This window comes from Citrobacter sp. 172116965, assembly GCF_013458095.1.
GTDB classification, from domain to species: Bacteria; Pseudomonadota; Gammaproteobacteria; order Enterobacterales; family Enterobacteriaceae; genus Citrobacter; species Citrobacter braakii.
In genome coordinates, this window is sequence record NZ_CP046673.1 from 1,053,483 (window position 1) to 1,078,250 (window position 24,768).

General features: G+C 47.5%; 25 protein-coding genes, 1 tRNA gene and 1 pseudogene. 25 read left to right on the forward strand and 2 right to left on the reverse strand.

What is annotated here, in order from left to right:
- Positions 1–47 precede the first annotated feature (47 nt).
- Positions 48–689, forward strand: coding sequence for a hypothetical protein (locus GPJ68_RS05060; protein ID WP_016151861.1), 642 nt, complete (start codon positions 48–50; stop codon positions 687–689).
- Between the two features lie 66 nt (positions 690–755).
- Positions 756–1,811 carry a DNA polymerase IV gene (gene dinB / locus GPJ68_RS05065; protein WP_016155765.1) on the forward strand — a complete coding sequence of 352 codons (1,056 nt, stop codon included), beginning with the start codon at positions 756–758 and terminating at the stop codon, positions 1,809–1,811.
- 53 nt (positions 1,812–1,864) lie between these two features.
- Here the strand turns inward: dinB and pepD are convergent, their stop codons facing one another.
- On the reverse strand, positions 1,865–3,322 hold the full coding sequence (gene pepD, locus GPJ68_RS05070) for a cytosol nonspecific dipeptidase (RefSeq protein ID WP_016151863.1): 1,458 nt from the start codon (positions 3,320–3,322) through the stop codon (positions 1,865–1,867).
- Between the two features lie 261 nt (positions 3,323–3,583).
- On the opposite strand from pepD, the gene gpt reads away from it, so the two are divergent.
- From gpt to crl, 3 genes are all read left to right on the forward strand, one after another.
- A complete protein-coding gene (gene gpt / locus GPJ68_RS05075; protein WP_003031380.1) occupies positions 3,584–4,042 on the forward strand; it encodes a xanthine phosphoribosyltransferase in 459 nt (152 codons plus the stop codon).
- Between the two features lie 98 nt (positions 4,043–4,140).
- Complete coding sequence (gene frsA / locus GPJ68_RS05080; protein WP_016155767.1) at positions 4,141–5,385, forward strand: esterase FrsA; 1,245 nt, start codon at positions 4,141–4,143, stop codon at positions 5,383–5,385.
- 57 nt (positions 5,386–5,442) lie between these two features.
- Positions 5,443–5,844, forward strand: coding sequence for a sigma factor-binding protein Crl (gene crl / locus GPJ68_RS05085; RefSeq protein WP_016151866.1), 402 nt, complete (start codon positions 5,443–5,445; stop codon positions 5,842–5,844).
- A gap of 56 nt (positions 5,845–5,900) precedes the next feature.
- Here crl and phoE read toward each other — a convergent pair whose 3' ends face one another.
- Positions 5,901–6,956 carry a phosphoporin PhoE gene (phoE, locus tag GPJ68_RS05090; RefSeq protein ID WP_016151867.1) on the reverse strand — a complete coding sequence of 352 codons (1,056 nt, stop codon included), beginning with the start codon at positions 6,954–6,956 and terminating at the stop codon, positions 5,901–5,903.
- 289 nt (positions 6,957–7,245) lie between these two features.
- On the opposite strand from phoE, the gene proB reads away from it, so the two are divergent.
- The 20 genes and pseudogenes from proB (at position 7,246) to GPJ68_RS05185 (ending at position 24,752) form a co-directional block, all read left to right on the forward strand.
- A complete protein-coding gene (gene proB, locus GPJ68_RS05095) occupies positions 7,246–8,349 on the forward strand; it encodes a glutamate 5-kinase (protein ID WP_003031373.1) in 1,104 nt (367 codons plus the stop codon).
- A gap of 11 nt (positions 8,350–8,360) precedes the next feature.
- Entirely contained in the window at positions 8,361–9,614 is a 1,254-nt protein-coding gene (proA, locus tag GPJ68_RS05100; RefSeq protein ID WP_104652197.1) for a glutamate-5-semialdehyde dehydrogenase, read from the forward strand.
- 281 nt (positions 9,615–9,895) lie between these two features.
- Positions 9,896–10,615: a Crp/Fnr family transcriptional regulator gene (locus tag GPJ68_RS05105; protein ID WP_047357633.1), complete on the forward strand. Its 720-nt coding sequence runs from the start codon at positions 9,896–9,898 to the stop codon at positions 10,613–10,615.
- 595 nt (positions 10,616–11,210) lie between these two features.
- On the forward strand, positions 11,211–11,798 hold the full coding sequence (locus GPJ68_RS05110; protein WP_046276283.1) for a common pilus major fimbrillin subunit EcpA: 588 nt from the start codon (positions 11,211–11,213) through the stop codon (positions 11,796–11,798).
- Positions 11,799–11,851: 53 nt separating this feature from the next.
- Positions 11,852–12,529 carry a hypothetical protein gene (locus GPJ68_RS05115; RefSeq protein WP_104652196.1) on the forward strand — a complete coding sequence of 226 codons (678 nt, stop codon included), beginning with the start codon at positions 11,852–11,854 and terminating at the stop codon, positions 12,527–12,529.
- Between the two features lie 47 nt (positions 12,530–12,576).
- A complete protein-coding gene (locus GPJ68_RS05120) occupies positions 12,577–15,069 on the forward strand; it encodes a CS1-pili formation C-terminal domain-containing protein (protein WP_104652203.1) in 2,493 nt (830 codons plus the stop codon).
- A gap of 4 nt (positions 15,070–15,073) precedes the next feature.
- Positions 15,074–16,690: a hypothetical protein gene (locus GPJ68_RS05125; protein ID WP_046276285.1), complete on the forward strand. Its 1,617-nt coding sequence runs from the start codon at positions 15,074–15,076 to the stop codon at positions 16,688–16,690.
- Complete coding sequence (locus tag GPJ68_RS05130; RefSeq protein WP_047417050.1) at positions 16,687–17,382, forward strand: fimbria/pilus periplasmic chaperone; 696 nt, start codon at positions 16,687–16,689, stop codon at positions 17,380–17,382. Before GPJ68_RS05125 ends, GPJ68_RS05130 begins: the two co-directional genes overlap by 4 nt.
- Positions 17,383–17,526: 144 nt before the next feature.
- The gene (locus GPJ68_RS05135; protein ID WP_019076099.1) at positions 17,527–18,258 is read left to right on the forward strand and encodes a winged helix-turn-helix domain-containing protein; all 732 of its coding nucleotides are present in this window, start codon (positions 17,527–17,529) and stop codon (positions 18,256–18,258) included.
- On the forward strand, positions 18,233–18,706 hold the full coding sequence (locus GPJ68_RS05140) for a hypothetical protein (RefSeq protein ID WP_131380711.1): 474 nt from the start codon (positions 18,233–18,235) through the stop codon (positions 18,704–18,706). The genes GPJ68_RS05135 and GPJ68_RS05140 overlap by 26 nt, the downstream gene beginning before the upstream one ends.
- 342 nt (positions 18,707–19,048) lie before the next feature.
- Positions 19,049–20,497 carry an EAL domain-containing protein gene (locus tag GPJ68_RS05145; protein WP_172860623.1) on the forward strand — a complete coding sequence of 483 codons (1,449 nt, stop codon included), beginning with the start codon at positions 19,049–19,051 and terminating at the stop codon, positions 20,495–20,497.
- Between the two features lie 193 nt (positions 20,498–20,690).
- Positions 20,691–21,155 carry an isoprenylcysteine carboxylmethyltransferase family protein gene (locus GPJ68_RS05150; protein ID WP_149380676.1) on the forward strand — a complete coding sequence of 155 codons (465 nt, stop codon included), beginning with the start codon at positions 20,691–20,693 and terminating at the stop codon, positions 21,153–21,155.
- A gap of 165 nt (positions 21,156–21,320) precedes the next feature.
- A tRNA-Thr gene (locus GPJ68_RS05155) sits at positions 21,321–21,396 on the forward strand.
- 436 nt (positions 21,397–21,832) lie between these two features.
- Positions 21,833–22,006, forward strand: coding sequence for a hypothetical protein (locus GPJ68_RS05160; protein WP_165500184.1), 174 nt, complete (start codon positions 21,833–21,835; stop codon positions 22,004–22,006).
- A gap of 106 nt (positions 22,007–22,112) precedes the next feature.
- Positions 22,113–22,553, forward strand: coding sequence for a type IV secretion protein Rhs (locus tag GPJ68_RS05165; protein WP_249144150.1), 441 nt, complete (start codon positions 22,113–22,115; stop codon positions 22,551–22,553).
- A gap of 115 nt (positions 22,554–22,668) precedes the next feature.
- The gene (locus tag GPJ68_RS05170; protein WP_172860624.1) at positions 22,669–23,010 is read left to right on the forward strand and encodes a putative T6SS immunity periplasmic lipoprotein; all 342 of its coding nucleotides are present in this window, start codon (positions 22,669–22,671) and stop codon (positions 23,008–23,010) included.
- Positions 23,011–23,020: 10 nt separating this feature from the next.
- Positions 23,021–23,197: a type VI secretion system tube protein Hcp gene (locus GPJ68_RS25080; RefSeq protein ID WP_249144148.1), complete on the forward strand. Its 177-nt coding sequence runs from the start codon at positions 23,021–23,023 to the stop codon at positions 23,195–23,197.
- A gap of 23 nt (positions 23,198–23,220) precedes the next feature.
- Positions 23,221–23,520: a type VI secretion system tube protein Hcp gene (locus GPJ68_RS25085; RefSeq protein WP_255489462.1), complete on the forward strand. Its 300-nt coding sequence runs from the start codon at positions 23,221–23,223 to the stop codon at positions 23,518–23,520.
- Positions 23,521–23,966: 446 nt separating this feature from the next.
- Positions 23,967–24,432, forward strand: a pseudogene (locus tag GPJ68_RS05180) (STM2901 family protein).
- Positions 24,426–24,752, forward strand: coding sequence for a DUF1493 family protein (locus tag GPJ68_RS05185; RefSeq protein ID WP_131380737.1), 327 nt, complete (start codon positions 24,426–24,428; stop codon positions 24,750–24,752). The pseudogene GPJ68_RS05180 and the gene GPJ68_RS05185 overlap by 7 nt, the downstream one beginning before the upstream one ends.
- The last annotated feature ends 16 nt before the right edge of the window (positions 24,753–24,768 follow it).

Here is a 24,768-nt window from a genome sequence, read left to right on the forward strand (position 1 = left end):
TCGTCCCCCACGCAACGTGGGGGAAATTTATTCCTCAGGAAGGCAATGTGATAGATGTAACCCATATTATTCCATTGGAGATTCATACTGATAACGTCACCGATGTAGCCTGTCAGGGGGCGCATTTCGACAAGGTCTCAGGTATCTGGTACACCGAACCCCACGAGCTAAACGGGGCGCTTCGTGACTATGTCTACGACACCGACAATTTTAATATTGTCGCGCCGTACTATCTGGTGATTACCTCGAAGATGCACTGCTGGAGCTGCCACCAAATTACCCGCATCCATGGCGTGATGTTTACCCGCTTTATTAAGAAAAATCAGGATGGTCAGGGCTGGCAGTCGGTCAGGCGTAACAGCTTTTTGTTCCACATTAATTCTCTGCCTGAAGAGATAAAAAAGAACATCAAAGCCAGCAATTACTACCTCGATAAAAGTAAAACCACCGGGCTACGTTACTGGATGAATCACTGTGAAATTTGTGGTGAACGTCTGGGCGACTACGAGCTTTTCTGCGTTGAAAATGATGCCTTCCGCCTGATGACAATCGAAAAACTGCTGCGGGCAAATGTTCGCAAAGTGAATAAACTGTTTGTCAGTACGGCGGGGAATCCCGCAGAACATACGAAAAAGGATATTGTGCGTTACCTGTGCGATGCCCGCTTCGTCATGAATGGTCCGGCGTAAGGAATAATCATACTTCTCACACTATAAAAATACTGTATACTTAAACAGTGTTGTGGGAGGCGAGTAATGCGCAAAATCATACATGTTGATATGGACTGCTTTTTCGCAGCGGTGGAAATGCGCGATAACCCCGCTCTGCGTGACATTCCCATTGCCATCGGCGGCAGCCGGGAGCGCCGGGGGGTTATCAGTACAGCCAATTACCCGGCGCGCAAATTTGGCGTGCGTAGCGCGATGCCAACGGGAATGGCGTTAAAGCTATGCCCGCATCTTACCTTATTACCCGGTCGCTACGAGGCCTACAAAGAAGCCTCCCGCCAGATTCAGGCGATTTTCTCCCGCTATACCTCGCTGATTGAACCCCTGTCGCTGGATGAAGCCTATCTGGATGTAACCGACAGCACCCACTGCCACGGTTCTGCCACGCTGATCGCCCAGGAGATCCGCCAGACGATTTTTAACGAGCTGCAGCTAACCGCCTCCGCCGGGATTGCGCCGGTTAAATTTCTGGCAAAAATAGCCTCCGATCTCAACAAGCCCAACGGGCAATATGTGATTACCCCTGCCGATGTTCCTGAATTTCTCAAAACGTTACCGCTCGGCAAAATTCCCGGCGTCGGCAAAGTCTCCGCCGCGAAGCTGGAATCAATGGGATTGCGTACCTGCGAGGATGTTCAAAAATACGACCTGGCAATGCTGCTCAAACGTTTTGGTAAGTTTGGTCGCGTGCTGTGGGAGCGAAGCCAGGGCATTGACGAGCGGGACGTTAACAACGACAGACTGCGCAAATCCGTCGGCGTGGAGCGCACGCTGGCGGAAGATATTCATGAGTGGTCAGAGTGTGAGGCGATTATTGAGCGGCTTTATCCCGAACTGGAACGGCGTCTGGCCAAGGTAAAGCCGGATCTCCTTATCGCTCGCCAGGGGATAAAACTCAAGTTTAATGATTTTCAGCAGACCACGCAGGAGCACGTCTGGCCGCGCTTAAATAAAGATGACTTAATTGCGACGGCGCGTAAAACCTGGGAAGAACGTCGGGGAGGGCGAGGCGTGAGGCTGGTGGGATTACACGTCACGCTGCTGGATCCCCAACTGGAAAGACAGCTGCTGTTGGGGCTGTGACTCTGATGGATTGCCGGATAAGCGTAGCGCCATCCGGCATTTAGCGCAGGATCTTACTTCGCCGGAATAGACTTCAGCAGTTCAGTCAGCAGCGTCCAGTAGTGACCAACGCTTTCGATATGAACCTGCTCATCCGGGGAGTGCGGACCGGTGATGGTTGGCCCGATGGAAACCATGTCCATTTCCGGATACGGTTTCTTGAACAGACCACATTCCAGACCGGCGTGAATGATCTGGATGTTTGGCGTTTTGTTGAACAGACGCTGGTAGGTTTCGCGAACCAGGTGCATAACCGGAGAGTTAGCATCCGGCTGCCAGCCTGGGTATCCGCCTTTGGCCTGGGTTTTCGCGCCAGCCAGTTTACCCAGTGAATCCAGCATGCTTACCACGTAGTCTTTACCGCTGTCGATCAGGGAACGGATCAGGCAGTGAATTTCAACGTTGTCGTCAGTCATGGTTACAACGCCGACGTTCAGGGAGGTTTCTACCACGCCTTTGGCTACGTCGGAATTGCGGATAACACCGTTCGGGGTGGCGTTCAGCAGACGTACGAAGCTGTCGCGAGACTGAGTGGTCAGCGCGGCTTTGTCGTGAGTCACGGCATCCAGCAGCAGAGCCAGGTTCTTCTCTTTGGCTTCCAGTTCGTTTTTCAGGATTTCCTGGTAGGTGTTGACCAGCGCTTTTAACGCATCAACTTTATCTGCCGCCACGGCGAGGGTGGCAAAGGCTTCACGCGGAATTGCGTTGCGCAGCGTACCGCCGTTGAAATCAACCAGACGCAGATCCAGCTCTTCAGCGTGACCCGCCAGGAAGCGTACCAGCAGCTTGTTAGCGTTACCGAGACCAACGTGGATTTCGCCACCGGAGTGACCGCCTTTCAGGCCTTTCAACGTCAGCTTAAAGCTCTGGAAGCCAGCCGGGATTGCTTCACGGGACAGCGGCAGGTTAGAGGTAAAGTCGATACCGCCTGCGCAACCCATATAGATCTCACCTTCTTCTTCAGAGTCGGTGTTGATCAGAATATCTGCCTGCAGCCAGTTAGCCTGCAGACCAAACGCGCCATCCATACCTGCTTCTTCGGTCATGGTCAGCAGCACTTCGAGCGGACCGTGTACCACGTTGTCATCAGCCAGAACGGCCAGTGCGGACGCCATACCGATGCCGTTATCCGCACCCAGCGTGGTGCCACGGGCTTTTACCCATTCGCCGTCAATATAAGGCTGGATAGGATCTTTAGTGAAGTCGTGCACGGTGTCGTTATTTTTCTGCGGGACCATATCCAGGTGCGCTTGCAGAACGACCGGCTTGCGGTTTTCCATTCCTGCGGTAGCGGGTTTGCGAATCAGGATATTACCGACCTGATCGCGCTCGACGTGGAAACCTTTCTCTTGGGCCCAGCTCAGAATGTGTTCAGCGAGCTGCTCTTCATGGTAGGACGGATGAGGAATAGAACAGATTTTGGCAAAAATATCCCACAGCGGTTGCGGGGATAACTGAGACAGTTCAGACACGTTGAGTCTCCTTGGCGATGTCCTACAAAACTTGCTTGCAGGTCACAGGGTTAGCAGAATTAAAAACATCACAAGTCAGGCTTGCGCGATGCGATTGAGAATACCACTTTCTCCGCTGACGGCTAGCATAAAGCATGCAAAAAGAGGCGCGGATTCCGCGAAACACTGGTTTTTAGTGCGTCAGATCTCTATAATCTCGCGCAACCTATTTCCCCCTCGAACACTTTTTAAGCCGTAGATAAACAGGCTGGGACACTTCACATGAGCGAAAAATACGTCGTCACCTGGGACATGTTGCAGATCCATGCACGTAAACTGGCAAGCCGCCTGATGCCTTCTGAACAATGGAAAGGCATTATTGCCGTTAGCCGTGGTGGTCTGGTGCCGGGCGCATTGCTGGCGCGTGAATTGGGTATTCGTCATGTCGATACCGTATGCATCTCCAGCTACGATCACGACAACCAGCGCGAACTGAAAGTGCTGAAGCGTGCCGAAGGCGACGGTGAAGGTTTCATCGTAATTGATGACCTGGTTGACACCGGTGGTACCGCCGTAGCGATCCGCGAAATGTACCCTAAAGCGCATTTCGTCACTATTTTCGCTAAGCCGGCAGGTCGCCCGCTGGTGAATGATTATGTTGTTGATATCCCTCAGGATACCTGGATTGAGCAGCCGTGGGATATGGGCGTAGTGTTCGTTCCGCCGATCTCGGGTCGCTAATCTAAAAAGTTTTCAACGCCCGCACTGTCGGGCGTTGTTCTTTTTGTGCTGTGTCAGGTTACACTATGCCTTAGTGAGTACTCATGGAGGCTGCAATCATGTCACAGGCTAACCTCAGCGAAGTCCTGTTTAAACCCCGCTTCAAACACCCTGAAACGTCAACGCTGGTTCGTCGTTTTAATCACGGCGCGCAGCCGTCCGTACAATCGACCCTGGATGGCAAAACCATCCCGCACTGGTACCGTATGGTGAACCGCCTGATGTGGATCTGGCGTGGCGTCGATCCGCGCGAAATCCTCGAAGTGCAGGCGCGTATCGTCATGAGCGAAGCCGAACGCACCGATAAAGAGCTTTACGACACGGTTATCGGCTATCGCGGCGGAAACTGGATTTACGAGTGGGCGAAGCAGGCGATGGACTGGCAACAGAAAGCCTCTATGGAAGAGGATCCGCAGGTGAGCGGACGCCACTGGCTGCATGCTTCCACGCTCTACAACATCGCCGCTTATCCGCACTTAAAAGGCGATGAGCTGGCAGAGCAGGCGCAGGCTCTGGCCAATCGCGCCTATGAAGAGGCCGCACAGCGTCTGCCGGGCACGCTGCGTGAGATGGAATTTGCCGTTACCGGCGGCGCGCCGATTACCGGCTTCCTGCATATGCCAAAAGGCGACGGTCCGTTCCCGACGGTGCTGATGTGCGGTGGCCTCGATTCCATGCAAACGGATTATTACACTCTGTATGAGCGCTACTTTGCCCCGCGCGGTATTGCCATGCTGACGCTGGATATGCCGTCGGTCGGGTTCTCGTCAAAATGGAAACTGACCCAGGACTCCAGCCTGCTGCACCAGCACGTATTAAAAGCGCTGCCGAATGTTCCGTGGGTGGATCACACTCGTGTGGCGGCCTTCGGCTTCCGCTTTGGCGCCAACGTGGCGGTACGCCTGGCGTATCTGGAATCATCACGTCTGAAGGCGGTGGCCTGTTTGGGTCCGGTGGTTCATGCGCTGCTTAGTGACCCGCAGCGCCAGGCAAGCGTCCCGGAAATGTACCTTGACGTTCTGGCCAGTCGTTTGGGAATGCACGACGCATCCGATGAAGCGTTGCGCGTTGAGCTTAATCGCTATTCATTAAAAGTGCAGGGCCTGCTGGGCCGACGCTGCCCAACGCCAATGCTGTCGGGGTTCTGGAAAAACGATCCGTTTAGCCCGGAAGAGGAGTCGCGTTTAATCACTTCTTCATCTTCTGACGGTAAGTTGCTGGAGATTCCATTCAACCCGGTGTATCGCAATTTTGACAAAGGGCTGCAGGAAATAACCGGTTGGATCAATCAGAGATTGTGTTAAAAGTTTGCTAAATTTTATCGATTTGGTAAAACAGGTGCTTCACCTAAGGAGATCGTAATGACGTTACCGAGTGGGCATCCGAAAAGTAGATTGATCAAGAAATTCACCGCGCTTGGCCCGTACATCCGGGAAGGGCAGTGCGAAGATAATCGGTTTTTTTTCGATTGTCTGGCTGTTTGCGTCAATGTGAAACCCGCCCCAGAGAAACGCGAGTTTTGGGGCTGGTGGATGGAACTGGAGGCGCAGGAAAAACGCTTCACGTACAGCTACCAGTTTGGCTTGTTCGATAAAGACGGGAACTGGACTGCGGTGCCGGTGAAAGAGACTGAAGTGGTAGAGCGACTGGAATACACCTTACGTGAATTTCATGAAAAATTACGTGGGTTGTTAACGTCGCTGAATCTGGCGCTGGAGCCTGCTGACGATTTTAACGATGAACCGGTTAAATTAACGGCATAATGAACAGTAAAATGCCGGATGGCGGCGCAACCCATCCGGCATTTTTTTATGCTACATCAGAACTGATAAACCATACCGACAGCAACGATATCATCATTGTTGATGCCCAGTTTATTGTCGCTATCGAGCTGGTTGATTTTATAATCGACAAACGCGGACATATTTTTGTTGAAATAGTACGTTGCGCCAACGTCGATATAATTGACCAGATCCTCATTGCCTACGCCTTCAATATCTTTCCCTTTTGACAGCACATAACCCAGTGACGGACGCAGACCAAAGTCAAACTGGTACTGAACTACCGCTTCGAAGTTCTGTGTTTTATTGGCGAAGCCGCCGGAAATTGGCGTCATATTGCGCGTTTCAGAATAGAACGTCGCAATATAAATATCGTTAGCATCATATTTTAAACCGGTTGCCCAGGCTTCTGCTTTATCGCCAGTCCCGCGCGTTTGCAGATTCTGTTGGTTGGTACGATCGGAGTTGGTATACGCACCGCTCACCGCGAAATCGCTGCCGCCAAAATCATAGGTAACGGAAGTACCAAAACCGTCGCCATTTTGTTTTTTCACATCGCGGTCCTGATTTTTCCCCTGGTATTGCAGGGTGAGATCCAGACCATCCACGACGCCGAAGAAGTCGGTGTTACGGTAGGTCGCCAGGCCGCTGGCGCGTTTGGTCATAAAGTTATCGGTCTGAGCGGAGGAGTCGCCGCCGAATTCCGGGAACATATCGGTCCACGCTTCCACGTCGTACAGCGCGCCGAGGTTACGACCGTAATCAAACGAGCCAAGGTTTTTTAATTTCAGACCGGCAAAGGCCAGACGGGTTTTTTGCTGGTTAGAGTCGCTTTCGGCTTTATTGCCGGCGAACTCTGCTTCCCAGCGGCCATATCCCGTCAGTTCATCGTTAATTTGCGTTTCGCCTTTAAAACCTAAACGGATATAGCTCTGGTCGCCGTCTTTGCTGTCATAATCCGTCATGTAATGCATGGCTTTTACTTTGCCGTACAGGTCCAGTTTATTACCGTTCTTGTTATACACTTCCGCTGCCTGTACGGATGCCGACGCAGTAATACCCATCACCACTAATGCCAGAGTGCTCTTTTTCATTTTCATTCCTGATTAAAAGTACGCGCTAATATTCACTGGGTGTGATCCCCGTTAAAAGACAGGAGGGTTTTTAACGTCTGGTAATGAACGTTTTATGACAAAGTAAGAATATTTTTAAAAAAGGATGTTTTTTTGTTTCTGTAATAAATGCGTCAAAATCTGCCGCTACGCTTGCTGATCCTGCGCAATAAAATTTCATGCTTTGTACGCTGGTTGTTGGCAACCGGGGCCAGTCCTGCTAAAACGTTCGTTTGATATCATTTTCCCCAATTTTGAATGGCAGAGAATCATGAGTGACAGCCAGACGCTGGTGGTAAAACTTGGCACCAGTGTGTTAACGGGCGGATCGCGCCGCCTGAACCGCGCCCACATCGTAGAACTGGTTCGCCAGTGTGCGCAGCTCCATGCCGCAGGGCATCGTATTGTTATCGTTACCTCGGGCGCGATTGCCGCCGGACGTGAGCATCTGGGTTACCCTGAGCTCCCGGCAACGATAGCCTCGAAACAGCTGTTGGCGGCGGTAGGGCAGAGCCGATTGATTCAACTATGGGAACAGTTGTTCTCGATTTACGGTATTCACATCGGACAGATGCTGCTAACGCGTGCGGATATGGAAGACAGAGAGCGCTTCCTTAACGCCCGCGATACGCTACGCGCGCTGCTGGATAACAACATCGTTCCTGTCATTAATGAGAACGACGCCGTAGCGACCGCCGAAATTAAAGTCGGTGATAACGACAACCTTTCAGCGCTGGCGGCGATTCTGGCCGGGGCCGATAAGCTGCTGCTGCTGACCGATCAGCAAGGGCTGTTTACCGCCGATCCACGCACCAACCCGCAGGCTGAGCTGATCAAAGACGTTCACGGTATTGATGATGCGCTGCGCGCCATTGCCGGTGATAGCGTCTCGGGTCTGGGAACCGGCGGTATGGGGACTAAACTGCAGGCCGCTGATGTTGCATGCCGCGCCGGGATTGACACCATTATCGCTGCAGGCAGCAAGCCGGGCGTAATTGGCGACGTGATGGAAGGCGTTTCCGTTGGGACGCGTTTTCATGCACAGGCCTCTCCGCTGGAGAACCGTAAACGCTGGATCTTCGGCGCACCGCCTGCCGGGGAAATTACCGTTGATGAGGGGGCGACCGCAGCGATTTTGGAGCGTGGCAGTTCATTACTGCCAAAAGGCATTAAAAGCGTGACAGGCAACTTCTCTCGTGGTGAAGTGATCCGCATCTGCAATCTCGAAGGGCGCGATATTGCCCACGGCGTTACCCGCTATAACAGCGATGCGCTGCGTCGTATTGCCGGACATCACTCACAACAGATCGACACCATCCTAGGCTACGAATACGGTCCGGTTGCTGTCCATCGCGACGACATGATTACCCGTTAAGGAACAGGCATATGCTGGAACAAATGGGCATTGCTGCCAAAGCTGCGTCATACAAGCTGGCGCTGCTCTCCAGTCGCGAAAAAAACCGCGTACTGGAAACGATAGCTGATGAGCTGGAAGCGCAAACGGAAAGCATCCTCAGCGCGAACGTACAAGATGTTGAGCAAGCGCGAGCCAACGGCCTGAGCGACGCGATGCTCGACCGCCTGGCGCTGACTCCGGCGCGTCTGAAAGCGATTGCCGACGATGTGCGTCAGGTATGTAATCTCGCCGACCCGGTCGGGCAGGTGATTGACGGCGGTCTGCTGGATAGCGGCCTGCGTCTCGAACGTCGTCGCGTTCCGCTAGGCGTGATTGGCGTGATTTATGAAGCGCGTCCAAATGTCACCGTTGACGTGGCTTCCCTGTGCCTGAAAACCGGTAATGCGGCGATCCTGCGCGGTGGGAAAGAGACGTACCGAACGAATGCGGCAACCGTGGCGGTTATCCAAAAGGCGCTGGAAGCCTGTGGTTTACCCGCTGCAGCCGTGCAGTCGATAGATAACCCGGACCGCGCGCTGGTCGCTGAAATGCTGCGTATGGATAAGTACATTGATATGCTGATCCCTCGCGGTGGCGCGGGTCTGCATAAGCTGTGCCGTGAGCAGTCGACTATCCCGGTCATCACCGGCGGCATTGGAGTTTGTCATATTTATGTTGATGATAGCGCGGAGATCGACCCGGCGCTGAAGATTATCGTCAACGCCAAAACCCAGCGACCGAGCACCTGTAACACCGTAGAAACCCTGCTGGTGCATCAGGATATCGCTGCGCGTTTTCTGTCTGCGCTGAGCCAGCAGATGGCACAAAGCGGCGTCACGCTGCATGCCGACGACACCGCGCTGGCCACATTGCAGGCAGGGCCCGCTAACGTGGTTGCGGTGAAAGCCGAAGAGTATGACGACGAGTTTCTGTCGTTGGATCTGAACGTGAAAATCGTTACCGATCTGGACGATGCTATCACCCACATTCGCGAGCATGGGACCCAGCATTCCGATGCCATCCTGACGCGCACCCTGCGTAACGCCGATCGTTTCGTGAATGAAGTGGACTCTTCTGCCGTGTACGTTAACGCCTCTACTCGTTTTACCGATGGCGGCCAGTTCGGACTGGGGGCGGAAGTGGCTGTGAGTACGCAAAAACTGCACGCGCGTGGCCCAATGGGTCTGGAAGCACTGACCACCTATAAGTGGGTTGGCTTCGGTGACGACACGATTCGTGCGTAATTGAAAACGGGCGATGCCATAATAGGTCTATGATTTTCAGGTCTGTTAAGGCATTGCCCGGTTAATTCTACTCTTTACCCCGCTACCGCATTTGTTTTCTATCCTGTGTTTTATCATCATCCGCATCAGTCTGGTTTTTAGCCATGTGCTCCCCGGCGTCGAAAAGGCGACGTAACACAGAATTTTCCCTACCAGCATGAATTTTCTGGGTCTGTGGCTCACGTATTGTTCCTATGGTCCAATCTATTAGAATCAGTCTCATTTTTATGAGGAGTCGTTGCGTGAAATCGGATATTCACAAACATAGCATTCCTGTTGTGCCACTCGGCAACCCGTTTCCCCCCCGCCATTGTTCACTGTGTCCAAAGGGCGCGGCGATTGATCGTGATAATCAATACCGATTAATAGACAAAAGAAGGAAGTTTAAAGCGGGGGAGATACTCGCCCGGCAGGATGGAGCCGCGGACATGCTTTTTGTTATTCACGAGGGGTACTGCACGTCCAGCGTGGAATGTGGTGATAACGATTTTATCAGTCGCTTTTATGTTCCGGGAGACATCATGGCGCTGGATGCCGTTGAGGGGGGTAAGTATCTGACAACGATCAAGGCTGCAACGGCTGCGGAGGTATGTCATATCGATATTGCGCGGTTGTTCAAGGCAGCAGAAAAGGAGCCGTCGGTTGCAGCGGCAGTCATCAAGTTTCTCTGCAGGGACAATGGATTCATTGTTGAAAAACTACGGCGTTATGCCAATAAACATGCTGAGGCCAGAATCGCTGCTTTCCTCGTGGAGTTTTACGAAATGCATTTACGTATTGGCAGGCCAGAAACGACGCTTCGCTTGCCATTCTCGCGGGAGGAAATTGCCAGTTATCTTGATCTTAAAATTGAAACCGTTAGCCGCTCATTAAAATCCCTCGAACGACAAAAGTTGATTAGCTTACATCGGGTCCGTACGGTAACAATTAATAGTTATTTGGGGTTAAAAGGTTTCAGCTAACGCTATCTTTGCCGTGCGTTATTTATCTCTTGATATTCCAGGAATATTCATTTTATATGGAAAATTCCTGGTTTTATTTATGTGGAATAATTATCAATTCGAATGATAATCCTACAGGTCAGCGCTATTTTTATAAGAATATTCCCCCTTAAATAAATATTTCATGAGAATTTTCTTGTGAAGTTAAAAAAATATCATAATTGCAACAAATAATAAACATTATAGAGAGAGTATGTGGATGTTAATTATCTTTATGTTTTTTAAGGGTTTTACTCCTGGGCTATTTGTATGATCTTTTTGATATTTATCAAAAACTTAAAAAAGATGAATTGTTTAATTTTTATTGTTTGTGTGGATGATAATTCTAAAAATGTACGTATTTTAAGTAATTATATCTTAGGAAACTTCTTAGATAATGTTTTTTATAGGAAAATTCTTAGTTTTTTGTAATTTTTACGTTTCAGGGTTTGTTGAGATGTTACTTAATCCAAATGATAATTTTTTGGCGCGGCAATTCTGGCTCGCAATTAATGGAACCGCTGGAGTGACTTAATAATAAGACTCGGTGGTGAGTTTGTTCTTAGGAGAAGATAAAATGAAAAAAATATTATTAGTAACATCTCTGGCTTCTGTATTTGTTGCAGCAAATGCAATGGCAGATGTTACTGCTTCTGCAACAGCCTCGTGGGACGCGACGGCAACGAAAGATACCACCAGCATGTTGGTTGTCACCCCGCTGAACTCTTTAACTTTCCAGTATGCTGAAGGGCTGAATGCCTTCAACTCTCAGGACGGTGCTTTTGATGTGACGATTCAGGGTCAGGAGACGGCAACTGATTTTGAACTGACTGCTCAGATTATTAGTAACACTCTGATCAACGCCAGTGGTGATGCTTCTACCCTGAACGTAGGGGTGGCATGGAATGGCACTGCGCTGACTAATTCATCAGATACTGTCCTTGTTAACTCCAGCTCCACTTCTGGTCTTGAAAGCTTGATGGCTGATGGCGCTTATAACGGTGCCGATCGTGTCAGCGATCAATCCAACTTCAAATTCACCATCGCGTCAGCGACTTCTGATGGTAGTCAGACAGTAGCAGATTACTCTGCACTGCCAGACGGCTATTGGACTGGCGATGTAAAAGTACAGTTCAATGCAACCTGGACGACTCCGTCTGCCTAAGTAATAAAAAATTCGGGAGAATTTGTTCTCCCGAATTTATCAGGAATGGTGTCATGAAAAAATATTTACCGGCAGCGATGTTGGTAGGGTTAGTAGCATCTTTTCCCGGATGGGCAATTAATGTTGGTGAAATCACATCGATCATGATTTCTGCTGAGAGTTCATTATCGAAAGAAATTATCAATACGACAGATGCGGCGCGTTATGTCAGTGTTTCGGTAAAACAATTGTCATCACCTTTGGTGGGGGGAATCGAAATAAAGCCCGTTAATTCCGGAGAATTACTCTCTACACCTGCCAATCTTATTCTTCCTGGCCAGGCGAAGGATGTATTTCGTTTCTTTTATAAAGGACCTGCAGATGATGTCGAGCGTTATTATCGTCTGCAATGGATAGATGAGCCGGTCACCGAGAGCGCGGAAACCCGGGCGAATAAAATGGCTGTTGCAACAGCGTCGGCTGAAATTGGCACTATCCTGGTAGTCGCGCCGCGCAAGGAGCGTTTTGAATATAGCCGAAATGGCGATGTTATTACTAATACCGGCAATGTATCGTTTCGTGTGATCGCCTATGGGGCTTGTAAAGATAAGGCTCGCGATCGGGGACGAGGCTGTCGCGAACGTTATTACATTATGCCGGGTACAAAAATAAAATTACAGTTTACCGACATTAGTAATAGCCGTTCACGCATCGGTATCTGGCACGGTAAGCAGTTTATTACAGTGAAGTGATGGTCAATAGCAGGGATAAATAAAATTACCGGAATGTAAGGATGCAGATGACAACAACAAATATTGTCGGCGGTAGCATTTGTCTTTTTCTTGCGCTGACACCAGGATTTTCACATGCAGCCCCAGTAAAAGTGGGTAATTATGTTATCCCCAGCGCTTTCGCCCGTTCACTGGAGCAGGGAATGACGGTGCCGGTATATATTCGTTACAACGAGACTGATGAGAAAAGTCAGCAAAAAGTTGCCGATGCGGTGATTTCCCTTGTTGATGGCAATATTACGGTTAAAGCCCTGACTCTTGCTGAATTGCCCAATAATGCCGTGTTATCTGGAAAAACCCGCGCGTTGGTGGAAAAAATTCGTGATGTGAAGTTTCACGATAACACCAATATCGAGCTATCGAATGATGCACGTCTGCAACTCAACGTCTCCTCATTTCACCTGGAGATGATTGTCAGCAAAGATGCGTTAACTGAAGCGATTGTCGCACGCAGCAGCCTGCTTGGACCTTCCAGCGTGGAGACTCTCTCTAACGTCCTGAACTATAACTTTGGCACCTACTACAACGATTATCATAACGGCAGCAGTACCCGCAGCTATCTGACGATGGACAATACAACATCGCTGCGTGAACACCATGTCAACATTAACGGTTCGTTTTACGGCATAGGCGACAGCAACAGCACCAGTAAACTCTATCGCGCGATGTATGAGCGTGATTATGACGGATATCGACTGGCGCTCGGGATGCTCGACACCTGGAATGTCCAGTCTATTGCCAGCCTGAATGCGCTGAATGGTGGGAAAATTTACGGCGTAAGCTACGGAAACAAAGGAAGTACGGTTGTTGAGAATACCTCGCTTTCGCTCACGCCAATTACCGTATTTTTGCCAGCCGCTGGCGAGGTTCATGTATTTCGTGACGGGCGTTTGCTCAGCGTACAGAACTTTAATATGGGCAGTTATGAAATTGATACCAGTCGTTTTCCGTATGGTGTTTATGATGTCACGGTAGATATCGTGGTCAATGGCCGGACAATTAATAGTCGTATTAGTCGGGTTAATAAAATCTTTGCCCGCCAGCAGGCAGCTGGAATTGATCAGCTCTCATGGCAACTGTTTGGTGGCTCACTGGATTATGACCGTGTGAGCTATAAGCGAAACTACTATCAGGATTTAGGCAATGAGCAGACCTGGATTGCCGGCGGTGCCGCATCGGTGACGTTGGCGATATTGTCGGGGCTGGGCCTGAAATCTACGCTCTACGGTTTTGGCAACAATACGGTTAATGAAACGGATGTCACACTCAATGTGAATGAATACGTAAGCATTGGCAATCAGACGCTGGTAGCTAACGATTCGTCATGGCGAAACATCAGTAATATCAATCTCAATATCCCCGAGGGATATGGTTCCCTTTGGGCATCTCGTGAAGACAGTAAAATTGGCGACCGTCTGCCCATGCAGGAGCGTGACAATTATTCCATTGGTGGCACTCTTAACCTCGGGAAGTTTATTCCTCATGGCGGCTCGCTTACCGTGAGTCAGACGGAGAATCGCTACTCGGGAAATAAATACCGTAACCTGGACTACAGCACGAACCTTTATTCAGGCAAGTATGCCACGGTTGGGTTGCGCGCAGGTATTCAGCGTTATTACTACAACAACCGGAATGACGATGGGCGACAGGAACGTTATGTCAGCCTGGATTTATCGTTGCCGTTGGCGTCCTGGATGAGCATGGGCGTCTCCCGGGATCGCTATGGCAGCACTCAGGGTAATCTCAGCGCGCGCAAGCAGTATGCTGAAGGCCCCATTAAATCGGTCGGATTGTCGGCTTCGACACGCCTGAGTGGTGAGCAGTATTACGACAATAATTACTCGGTAAACGGCAATCTGAGTTATGACACGAAATATAACGCCGGCACCGTATCGGTAACGCGTTCTGCGGACAACTCCACCAATATGAACTTCTCTTCTCAAGGTTCCCTGGCGTGGGCAGGAAAAGATTTCGGTCTGAGTAAAGAGAGGCAAAGGTCAGGCATTATTGTGAAAACCGATTTGACCGGCGAAGGGAAACTGGCTGCGAAGATTAATAACCGAAATTATCTTCTCAGCGGTAAATCAAATTTCATTGCACTGCCGCCTTATGCTCAGTATAAGCTGGAGATCCTCAATGATAAAAACTCTGAAGACAGCTTTGATATTGTTTCAGGGCGCAAACAGGAACTGACGCTATATCCGGGTAACGTGGGTGTTATCAACCCTGAAGTGAAAAGTATGGTCACCGTATTCGGGCGTATTCGTTATCCCGATGGGCAGTTGGCTGCAAACACCGATATTCATAATCACATCGGTAAAACGCGTACGGATGAAAAAGGGGAGTTTGCTATCGATATCGATAAGAAATATCCGGTCATCACGTTAATTTCAGCCAATGGCAGCCTATGCGAAGCCGATCTCGATTTGGAAAAAGCACGCGGCGCAGCGTGGGTTGGTGATGTGAAATGTGCCACGCAAACCACGATGGCGCAGAGGTAATAAAATGAAAGTATTAATTAAAGTAGCTACTGTAATCTGTGCCGTGGGGAGTTTCACGCCTGCGCCTGCTTTGGCTTTAAATGCAGTATCTTCCGGCTCAGTCAGTAATAACTATTTGTTTATTGAAAATGCCATTGATAGTGAATACTTTATCACCCCCTCCGCACTCGACCCTCGTTTCAGCGGTTCAAACACGTGGATAAAATACGGTACCTCTCAGGTAAGTCTCGGGTATTTAGGTTTTGTCATCTGGACTGCGCCAGGAAATTATTATCAGGACATGTGGATTGATAATTCCCCGATTAACGGGCCTTTTCGGGGGATCCGTTGTTATAGCGGCAGCCAGTGTCCATCAACTGGATTTATTGCCGGGCAAGGCACTGATAAAAACGGTTTTTATCATGCGCAGGTGGGATCTGTCGCAGGTGTTATTGGTGGCGCCTACGGATTCGCTTCCCTGACGGATACTGCCTATGAGTACTTTCGCAATGTGCCTACCGGTAGCAGCGAAACCTATGTGTTCAACCGTTGTTATACTTCCGTGGATTATGATTATTCTTCCGGGCAACGTTGCAAAGATCAATCGAAAGGATTATGGAATTACGTCAATTATACGTTAACCAAACGCGGTCATCTGTCACTTGTATCGACTAATGCATTTCAGGAGCTTTGGGTTGCCAGCGACGGTACGCCGAGCATCACCAAAGACACTGGTTATTGCGAGCTTGGCGTGGTTAACGGCGAAGACGGCGTGATTTGCAAAATGGTAAATTATAACCTGCAACAAACCGCCAATCTGACCGCCTCTCTGACGTTTCGCGCTTATGTCGACACGGCGATGCTTGGTTTTACGCCTGGACCGGCCACCGTGAAATACTCCGGGAATGGTTCAAACTGGTATAACTATGGTACTTCAACTGCTTATTACAACGTTTTCACGACCTCTGGAGAGTACATATATATTTTTCTGTCAAAAGTATTCCTGAAAAAACTCGTCGATTCAGGAATCAGCATTACTAACACTCAACCGTTTACCTTCGGTTTTTATAATGGCTTAACACCTGAGTCAGGGCACTACCAGTTTACGCCTTCGCTACAGATCAATATTGTGCCGAAGGAGTATGGGATCAGTATCGTCTCTTCAGACAACACCGCTTCTGCGAGCGGCAGTGGCACGATTGGCGACGCCGCTCCTATAGAAATAGATTACACCGTGACAGTCTCCGGTCCTCGTCAGGCTGATAGCATTACCGCGCAAGTTATTGGAGAAAGTACGACGATAAACAGTGTGCCTTACTGTCTGTTTACCTCCCCTCAAGGCGGGCTGTCAGTCCCAATCCCCGCCTTTCTGCAGTACAACAGTCAGTCGGGGGGCGTGGTGAAGAAACGAAATAGCTGTAGTGAAGCAGCAATCAATATGAGCGATGCGCAGTGGCAACAGACGCCCTGGGACGCAAATAACAATGATGATGGAAGCTACTATACTACGGATTTAAAATTGCTTTTCCCAATGAATGATTCACGGTCGATGTTAACTGTTTCCGGAACAGATTGGGAAGGTGTCGTCAGTGCCAGTGGAGAGATAAAAGTCACGGCGAATTGGGTGGGAGTGACGCCATGAACCGCTGCCGTTTGGTGTTTAGATGGGTATTTATCTTACTTTCCGGGTTGACTATATTCTCCGCACAGGCTGTCTACCTGGAGTCGACCATTTATGAGATGCCATCGGATAAATCATTTATCAGCAAACGGATCTATAACGATAGCCAGAAACAGAATTTGTACAGTATTGGCGCAGTAAAAATTGATAAGCCTGGACCGGGAGGTGAAAACAGAAGTGCCATTGCTGAAGGCGAACTTCTGTTTACGCCGCTGAATTTTTCACTGGCTCCGCAGGCGAGTGAGTTTTTTAAGATTTTCTACCGTGGACCACAGGATGATAAAGAACGCTATTACCGAATTCTGTTTCGTGAAATGCCGATAACGCTGTTTACCGAGCGTAATCAAGGGAAAGGAGGGCAGGCTCTCCCGGTGATCGCTATGGACACCATATTGGTTGTTCGCCCGAGAAAAATGAATCTGGCCTACACCATTGATGAGGCAAACGGAACACTGAAAAACACCGGGAATACTTTTTTTAAAATCATCGTACATCTGGGGTGCAACTCAACTGATGATGAAGCCACCATGCGTTATGTGTTGCCGGGTGAAACCTGGCGTAGTAGCGAATTGAAATCAAAAAACCGGAAATTTATCGTTGCATTGCAGAAATACATACCAGTAGGTCAGGGGTGCTTCAAACTCAATCAATAGTAAGCATTAAGTCTGATCCGATATGTCATGGTTAGATATCGAACCTATACTGTAACTATCTTTATACAATGCAGTAATCAACTCGGCACAGATGAAATTTTAGTCATTTGCACTCAACGTCACGGTAATTAAGAGTCAGGTAGTATGAACAGTATAATTAATGAACAGGTTGAGTATGATTCCACCAGAAAAAGCCTGAAACATCGCGATACGACAATAATTCTTTCGGCGTCTACCGCGAGACTACTTGAGCTATTCATTGCCCATAAAAATCAACAAGTCCACCGCGAGTTTATCATTGAAGAAGTCTGGAAAAAGCATGGCATGGCCCCATCGGGTCATAGTCTTAATAAAAGCATCAGTATTTTGCGAAAAGCATTTAGTGAGCTGGGGGCGGGTAATCCCATTGAAACGCTGCCTCGGCAGGGATTTTTGTTCCATGCTTCGATCAGCGATGAATCGTCATCTTCCTCTGAAGATGAAACTGTGCGTTCGGTAACTGAGACGGTGAACTCATCCGTAAGACCAAAACGTAAAAACATTATTCTGTTCATTTTATTATTTGCATTTCTTGGAAGCGCTATTTTTATATTTTTAGCACTTAATTCAAGTTCCAAAAATTTTATCTATATCAGGGCAATAGATGATTGTGAACTTTATACTGCCGATGACAATAATGCTGATAAAACGAAAGCATTTTTATCTTCTGATATGTGGCGAAAAGTAAATGCGGCTTGTCATGATGGCAAGAAAACAATTGTTTTTTATGACGATAATAATTTATCAGCCGGCAATGATCTTAGAGTGAATTTGCTTGGGATTTGTACGTTAGAGAAAGGAGGGGTTGTCCGTGAATGTGAAAATTTTGTTTATTAGTGGGGCAATCTTTCTTGCAGCGATAACAGCATATTTTTTATATCGCCATCAAGAACCTGAGACGCTGACCTGCTCGGCAAAAACTTACCTGCATCTGGAGGCGCAAACTCAGGGGGTAAAAATTGAAGGTGAAGTTCTGCTGGTTTTTCGTATTTCTTCTGCTACCGAAGGGCGGGTATCTCAGATAGGAAGCCTCAATATTCAGGGTGAAAATTATGCTGTAGATCGTAATGTTATCCTGAATTTTATTGGTAAAGATCGTGATGGTTACCTGCAGACCCGTCGTGTAGCTATTGTTAAAAATAAAAATGATAATGTTCCTGATGACGTTACCGAACAACTCATGTCACGACAGGAAATTTTTTATTATAAGATCATCCATATCGCCAAAAATGTCTATGCGATCAGAGATCTGCGACGTACGTTAATGGTTTGTCGGGCAGCATGAGTAACAATAATATGTTATCCTTATGGTTTTAGTAGTTTTATATTTTGTCGTTTTTAGTATTCGTGGTTTTTTGTTTTGTCTTGCAGTGAAAATGAGCAATAGGATTTGTATTGATGAAGAATTAGGATTTTTCCTTTTTCAATAATTAAAATGGCCTTAACATTTAATGGTAATATTCATATGGATAATCGTGATTATAAAATCTGAAACTGCGTGAGATGACTTATGGATAAAGTTAATTCGCGGACTGCATTGTAATTTCTGGAGGCTAAAGGTGTTGTATATTCTCTCGTGTATAAAACGAGGGACCTGCCATGCCATAAATTTAAGTTGGTGGTAACTATGAATACGAAAAAGGTTTTTCTGCTCAGTTATGATATTTTTCTTTTCTCAGGGATAAAAGCGTGGTTGCCAAATCTGGTGTTGGTCGATGCGCGGGCATTTATTTCTGGTTCACAGTCAATTATTCCACGGTATCCATCCTGTTTACTGGTGATCGATAACCGGTTACCATTATTCCAGGTCAGGAAGTGGTTTCAGAGAAATAGCACGCAGTTTATCAATATAAACTGTATTGTTCTTCGGATGAATGAAAATCGTTCTATTAATCGGGGATATGAGGAGTATGCATTCATTAATGGACGGGAACTATCGGATCAGCTGATTTCTCAGTTGAGAGCCAATCTAATGGCTCCCAATGAGGTTGTGGAAGTCACTAAAGGTTCAGCGATATTTACTTTTCATTTGACTGAGTTTGAAGAGAAAATGCTGTATGCATCTTTCACAAAGGAAAAATTGCACGATTTTTGTCATGCTAACTCGATAACAATTAAGTCAGTGTATCGATATCGGGAACGAATTACCGCCCGTCTGGGATTTTCTCATTTTAATGAAACTATCATTTTTTTAACCAGGAATAATCTATTGGATGAAGGTTCCTCGACGAACAGTTATTCTGGTAAGAATGTAATATACGGCGAAGCATATGATGTCTCAGATTCTAGTCGACTGAGTATGGCAATAAGGAATGAAGAAATCATTCCTTATTTTCAACCCATCGTAAATATCAACGAAGATGTCTGTGGTGTTGAGGTTTTGGCTCGTTGGCCACAGGGAGATAATTATGCTATTTCTCAGCGTGAGTTTATACCGCTGGCTGAAAAAAGTGGCTTAATGAATGAGTTAACGAGCTATTTAATGAACACCGTCGCGCGTAATCTGGTCGACGGAAGCGAGGATTTCAATAAAACTTTATTCGTCTCCTTTAATGTGAGCCCATCAGGTTTAAGTAACCCCGTCTTTTATTGGGAGTGTCTTAATTTTATGGAAATAACGCAAAGGCTACCGATAAAATTGATGATTGAAATAACTGAAAACCAGACTCTCACTATTACTCCTGCAATCAAAGAGCTGATACGATCGTTGCGAAACAGAGGGGTTCTGTTTGCTTTAGATGATTTTGGGACGGGATACGCTAACCTTTGTTATCTCAATGAGTTAGACCTGGATGTTATAAAAATTGATAAAACGTTTATCAAAGCTATTAAAGAAGTTGAGCAACATATCCCTATGCTCGAGTCGATCATTCACCTTTCCGAACTCCTGGGGTTACGCATGGTGGCGGAAGGCGTTGAATATGGCTATCAGCAGCAATGGTTGGGGAAAAATAATGTTGATTACCTGCAGGGTTATCAATTTTTACCGCCAGTGACGTTTGATGATTTTATGCGTTACTACAAGCAGTCTTTAGATTTTTTTGAATCAGCGTCGGATTCTACTTTCTCAACGTAAAGCCTTTCGGGAACATCAGGGGCGGATGCCTCTGATGCAGGTATTTTTGTCGAGGTGAGTACGATAACTCCCGCCTGTCTGGTGAAGGCGATAGCCTGTTGTGAGTGAGGCATCGTTTGTTTATGTATCTAATACGGGGTATTTATAGCGGTATCAGCGTTAATTAAACCGATACCGAGGTGAGTTCCTGGCCATGCGTCATTTCCTGACAAAATTAAGAGTCTGGTTTCCGCCGCCTCTTATCTTAGTACTTTTTCTCGTTGCGGATGTGCTAACGGCGAGTCCGCGTTTCACATTCGGCAGGGTGAATATCGTGATATGCGCATTGCTGGCCGGCGTCAGTCTGTTGGTGATATTGCATACCGCGTGGCAGATGCGGATGAAACGTACGACCCTGAATCCGCTGCATGCACATAAATCGACCACGCTTGTTACCGACGGATGTTACGCCTGGAGCCGCAACCCGATCTACCTTGGTATGAGTGGACTCCAGTTGGCCTTTGCTCTTTGCATCGGTAGCCTGACTGGAGTACTGGCTGTACCGGTGTTTATGCTGGCGGTTGCCAGATTGCATATCGATTTTGAAGAGGAACAACTGCGAAAACATTTCGGGCTGGAATGGGAGCGCTATGAACAACACGTTCGCCGCTGGTTATAGTAATACCCGACCGCGTATAAGCATGCCTGTAACGACACGATTCGTGCGTAATTGAAACCGGATGATGCAAAAATAGGCGTTTGATTCGCAAGGCCATTGACGCATCGCCCGGTTAGTTTTAACCTTCTACCCCGTGCTCACATTCGTGGACATGTCCTTTTCAGGGCCGATATAGCTCAGTTGGTAGAGCAGCGCATTCGTAATGCGAAGGTCGGAGGTTCGACTCCTCTTATCGGCACCATCAAAAAAGCCAATAAAATCAACATAATAATTTCATGTTATCGTGATCCCTTCGTGCGGGGGCTATTTGATCATTCTTGCTGTGAAGTAACACGAGGATCAGGCAGTTCATACCAGATCCATCCGTAAGCCTATGGGCTTTGTGTGGCGCTGTGATGGATGGATAAACAGGCGTAAATGATGGGGAACTAACCGCGACGGGAAAGTTTGCGGCTCTGCCACGGCAGTGATCACCGGAACACAACGATCACCTGATAAATCACGTTATTGATACATTGCCGGATCTTCTAACGCAGTCGTTACGCTCCCCGTTTTTTTATGTGCCCATCACGGCACGTAAAGGTGAAGTATTACCCAAATTTTTTGCACTTTAATTTGTTCCTCAATCCCTGATAGCGTCTACCTCTTTGAGCCGTATAGAAAACGTGAGGTGCAACATGGCAGAAACAACGAAGCGTAAGCCGTCTAAAGCCGTCCGTAAGGCGTTTATGAAAGCTAAGGGTAAGGCATGGTTGAAGGAGAAGAAGCGCCAGTACGCTTCTAAACAAGACTGGTTTGAAGAGAAAGAGGCTCAAATGGCCCAGGTCATTGAGGCGAACAAATACATTTGATTTGCCATGCCAAAATTAGACTTTTCCCGGCAAAAAACTTTCCCCTGCCCGATTGCGTAGGTGTACGATTAACGATCAATACCATTACAGAACAGAGGGATTTTGGATGCCTGTAAACGAGAGGATCAGAGCAACATCGGGAACAATGATTCATCCTGGCGGCTTGAGACTGCTAACGCTTGGTGAGATAGCGTTAGCAAGATCCCTTTATGGTTATGGTCTAAAATACAATAAAATTTGGGTACATCGGGAAAGTTACTTACCGTTTAACCTACAGCCTATTGATGTTGCTATGAGTCCAAACGGTGAAATGTGGTTTAGAGAAGATACCTATTCTCATGATTTCTCTATGGAGGCTGACGTACAGAAGAAACATAGATTCATGCACGAAATGATGCACGTTTGGCAAGCACAACACGGCATGTTTGTAAGAACAAGAGGATTATTTTCCCGCTTCGCTGATTACAGTTACAGTTTAGATAAAGGTGACATTCGTCATTATAGTTTAGAACAACAAGCCTCTTGGTTAGCGACTATTGGTTATTGAAAACTTACGGCTTTAGAAATTATATGTATCTTCCTGCACTTCGAAATTATGATCCTAAAGAGTCTGATTATTCATTACTTCAAAGATACAGGAGTGTGATGAAAGGATTTCCAGCATGAAGAGATTAATTATTCTACCTGTAATTTTCCTTCTTTGCGGTTGCCCTGGCGGTAATCCTGCACCACACCCACGAGCTACGGTAATTAATGGTGAGCACCTTTGTTTCAGTGCAGATAAGAACGATGTTCTGAATTATTACACTGTTGATACAAGCGAAGACGGTAAAATACAAACAGTGGTTAGCTCTGGTTATAATAAGTTAAATTCTTATTATCCTGATAACTGCATAGATGTTAAGTGGCAGAATAATCACACCTATGTGATCAATTATGGGCTGAATGATAAGAAATACGTTCACGAGTTTTTTATTGACAACACTGGGAAGTTAATCAAATAAGGGGATCGGAATGTCATTACCAGCTTATTTATTTCTGTATGATGAAAACGGGATGCAAATTGTAGGTGATTGTATGGCGTTAGGCCGTGAGGGTGCTATTGAAGTGATGAACAGTAGCTACGGTGTGAGACAGCGCATAGATAGCTGTACCGGAAGTATGACGGAACACGGCAGCATGATCCTGTAACCATCCATAAGCAATTAGATAAAGTGAGTCCTTATCTTGCAATTGCCGTATGTGAAGGTAGACGCTTACAGAAAGCAGTAATTAAATATTATGAAATAATGGACGCTGGGATAGAAATTGAGGTTTATAATATTACTCTGGAAAGCGTTGTTATTTCATCAGTTGATTTCTCACATGTTTATTATCCTGGTAGTACAACTCCAAACATGCACGAGGTGGTGGGGCTTGGTTTTCGTGGGATTGAATGGAACTACGTCAAGGAGAATATTAAATACGATGATGCATGGATGAAACCAAAGAAAGAAGAACAAAAGACACAATAACATAACGGGGCATTGCGCCCCCCTCAAATCATCCCCTCAAAGCCTGTAGCCACATCATTAACAGGTGTAGCTGGCTTCCTGTCATGGCAGGGATTCGGACGGTTCTACCGTTGCTTGCGTTGCACAGCGCGAGCGCTAACGCCATAATGTGCTGATTCGGCATCTCTGACTCTCCGTTGGGTTTGTTGGATACGGCGGGGGCTGGCTTCTTGGTGGTTGGCGGCCCCTGCCACTTGCTGATCTACTGCTCTTCTAAGGTTTGGCGGTAACAGGTGGCGCTGTAGCGTCGTTCCTGCAAATTTCACTGTTTGCCTGTACATGAGGCGAACAAATACATTTGATTTGCCATGCCAAAATTAGACTTTTCCCGGCAAAAAACTTTCCCCAGCCCGATTGCGTAGGTGTACGATTAACGATCAATACCTATGAAAACTAAAGGGTTACTGATGGATACAGTAGAAGAGCTAAACGGAACATACTTCTATGCTGGCAAGTCTAATCTAAATGCTGCCCAACTTCTGTTTATGATTTTTTTGCGAGAATACCGCCAGCCAATTTGGGATCGGCGTGGCTGATTTCGGCGCTGTGGTTGCCCTCGTATCAGGAAGAAACAATTTAGGTACGAGGGGCAAATTTGCCAATGCGACGAAAGGAACTTCTTACGCTTCAAAGGCTGCACGAGCGGTATTTAGGAAGAGCAAATTCCCCTTTGGTATCTCGCTTCCTACCTGGTTAGGGGGTTACACTCCGTGGACGGCTCGCCGTGTTATGGTTCGTAACATTGCGCCGTTCGTCGGGCGGTCAATTCCTCTGATTGGTCAAATCATCCTTGCTTCTGATGTGTCGCAAATCACCTACGGCACCATACGCGATTACAACACTATAGCGCGGGGGGACGATAAATTATGGTAATCAGTATCGAACAGCGCGTTTATGAGCTTGTGCGGCCTTATGCTGGCACGTATCTGTTTAACCATAAGCAGGTGGAGCTAACGCCAGAAACCGATCTTGATACTGATTTGGGCATTGATGAGCTTGAAGTTGAAGATCTCATGAACGAGTTTTTCGAGAAACTCAATGTTGAGCGCTGCAACTTCCAGATAGAAACCTACTTCCCCAATCTCCCGTTTTCATGGAATCCGTTTAAGAAAACGGAACCCGTACCTGTTCCAGATTTCACTATCGGTATGCTGATCGAGTCAGCTAAAGCTGGGAAATGGCTATACGACTAATTACAAGGAGCGTTAA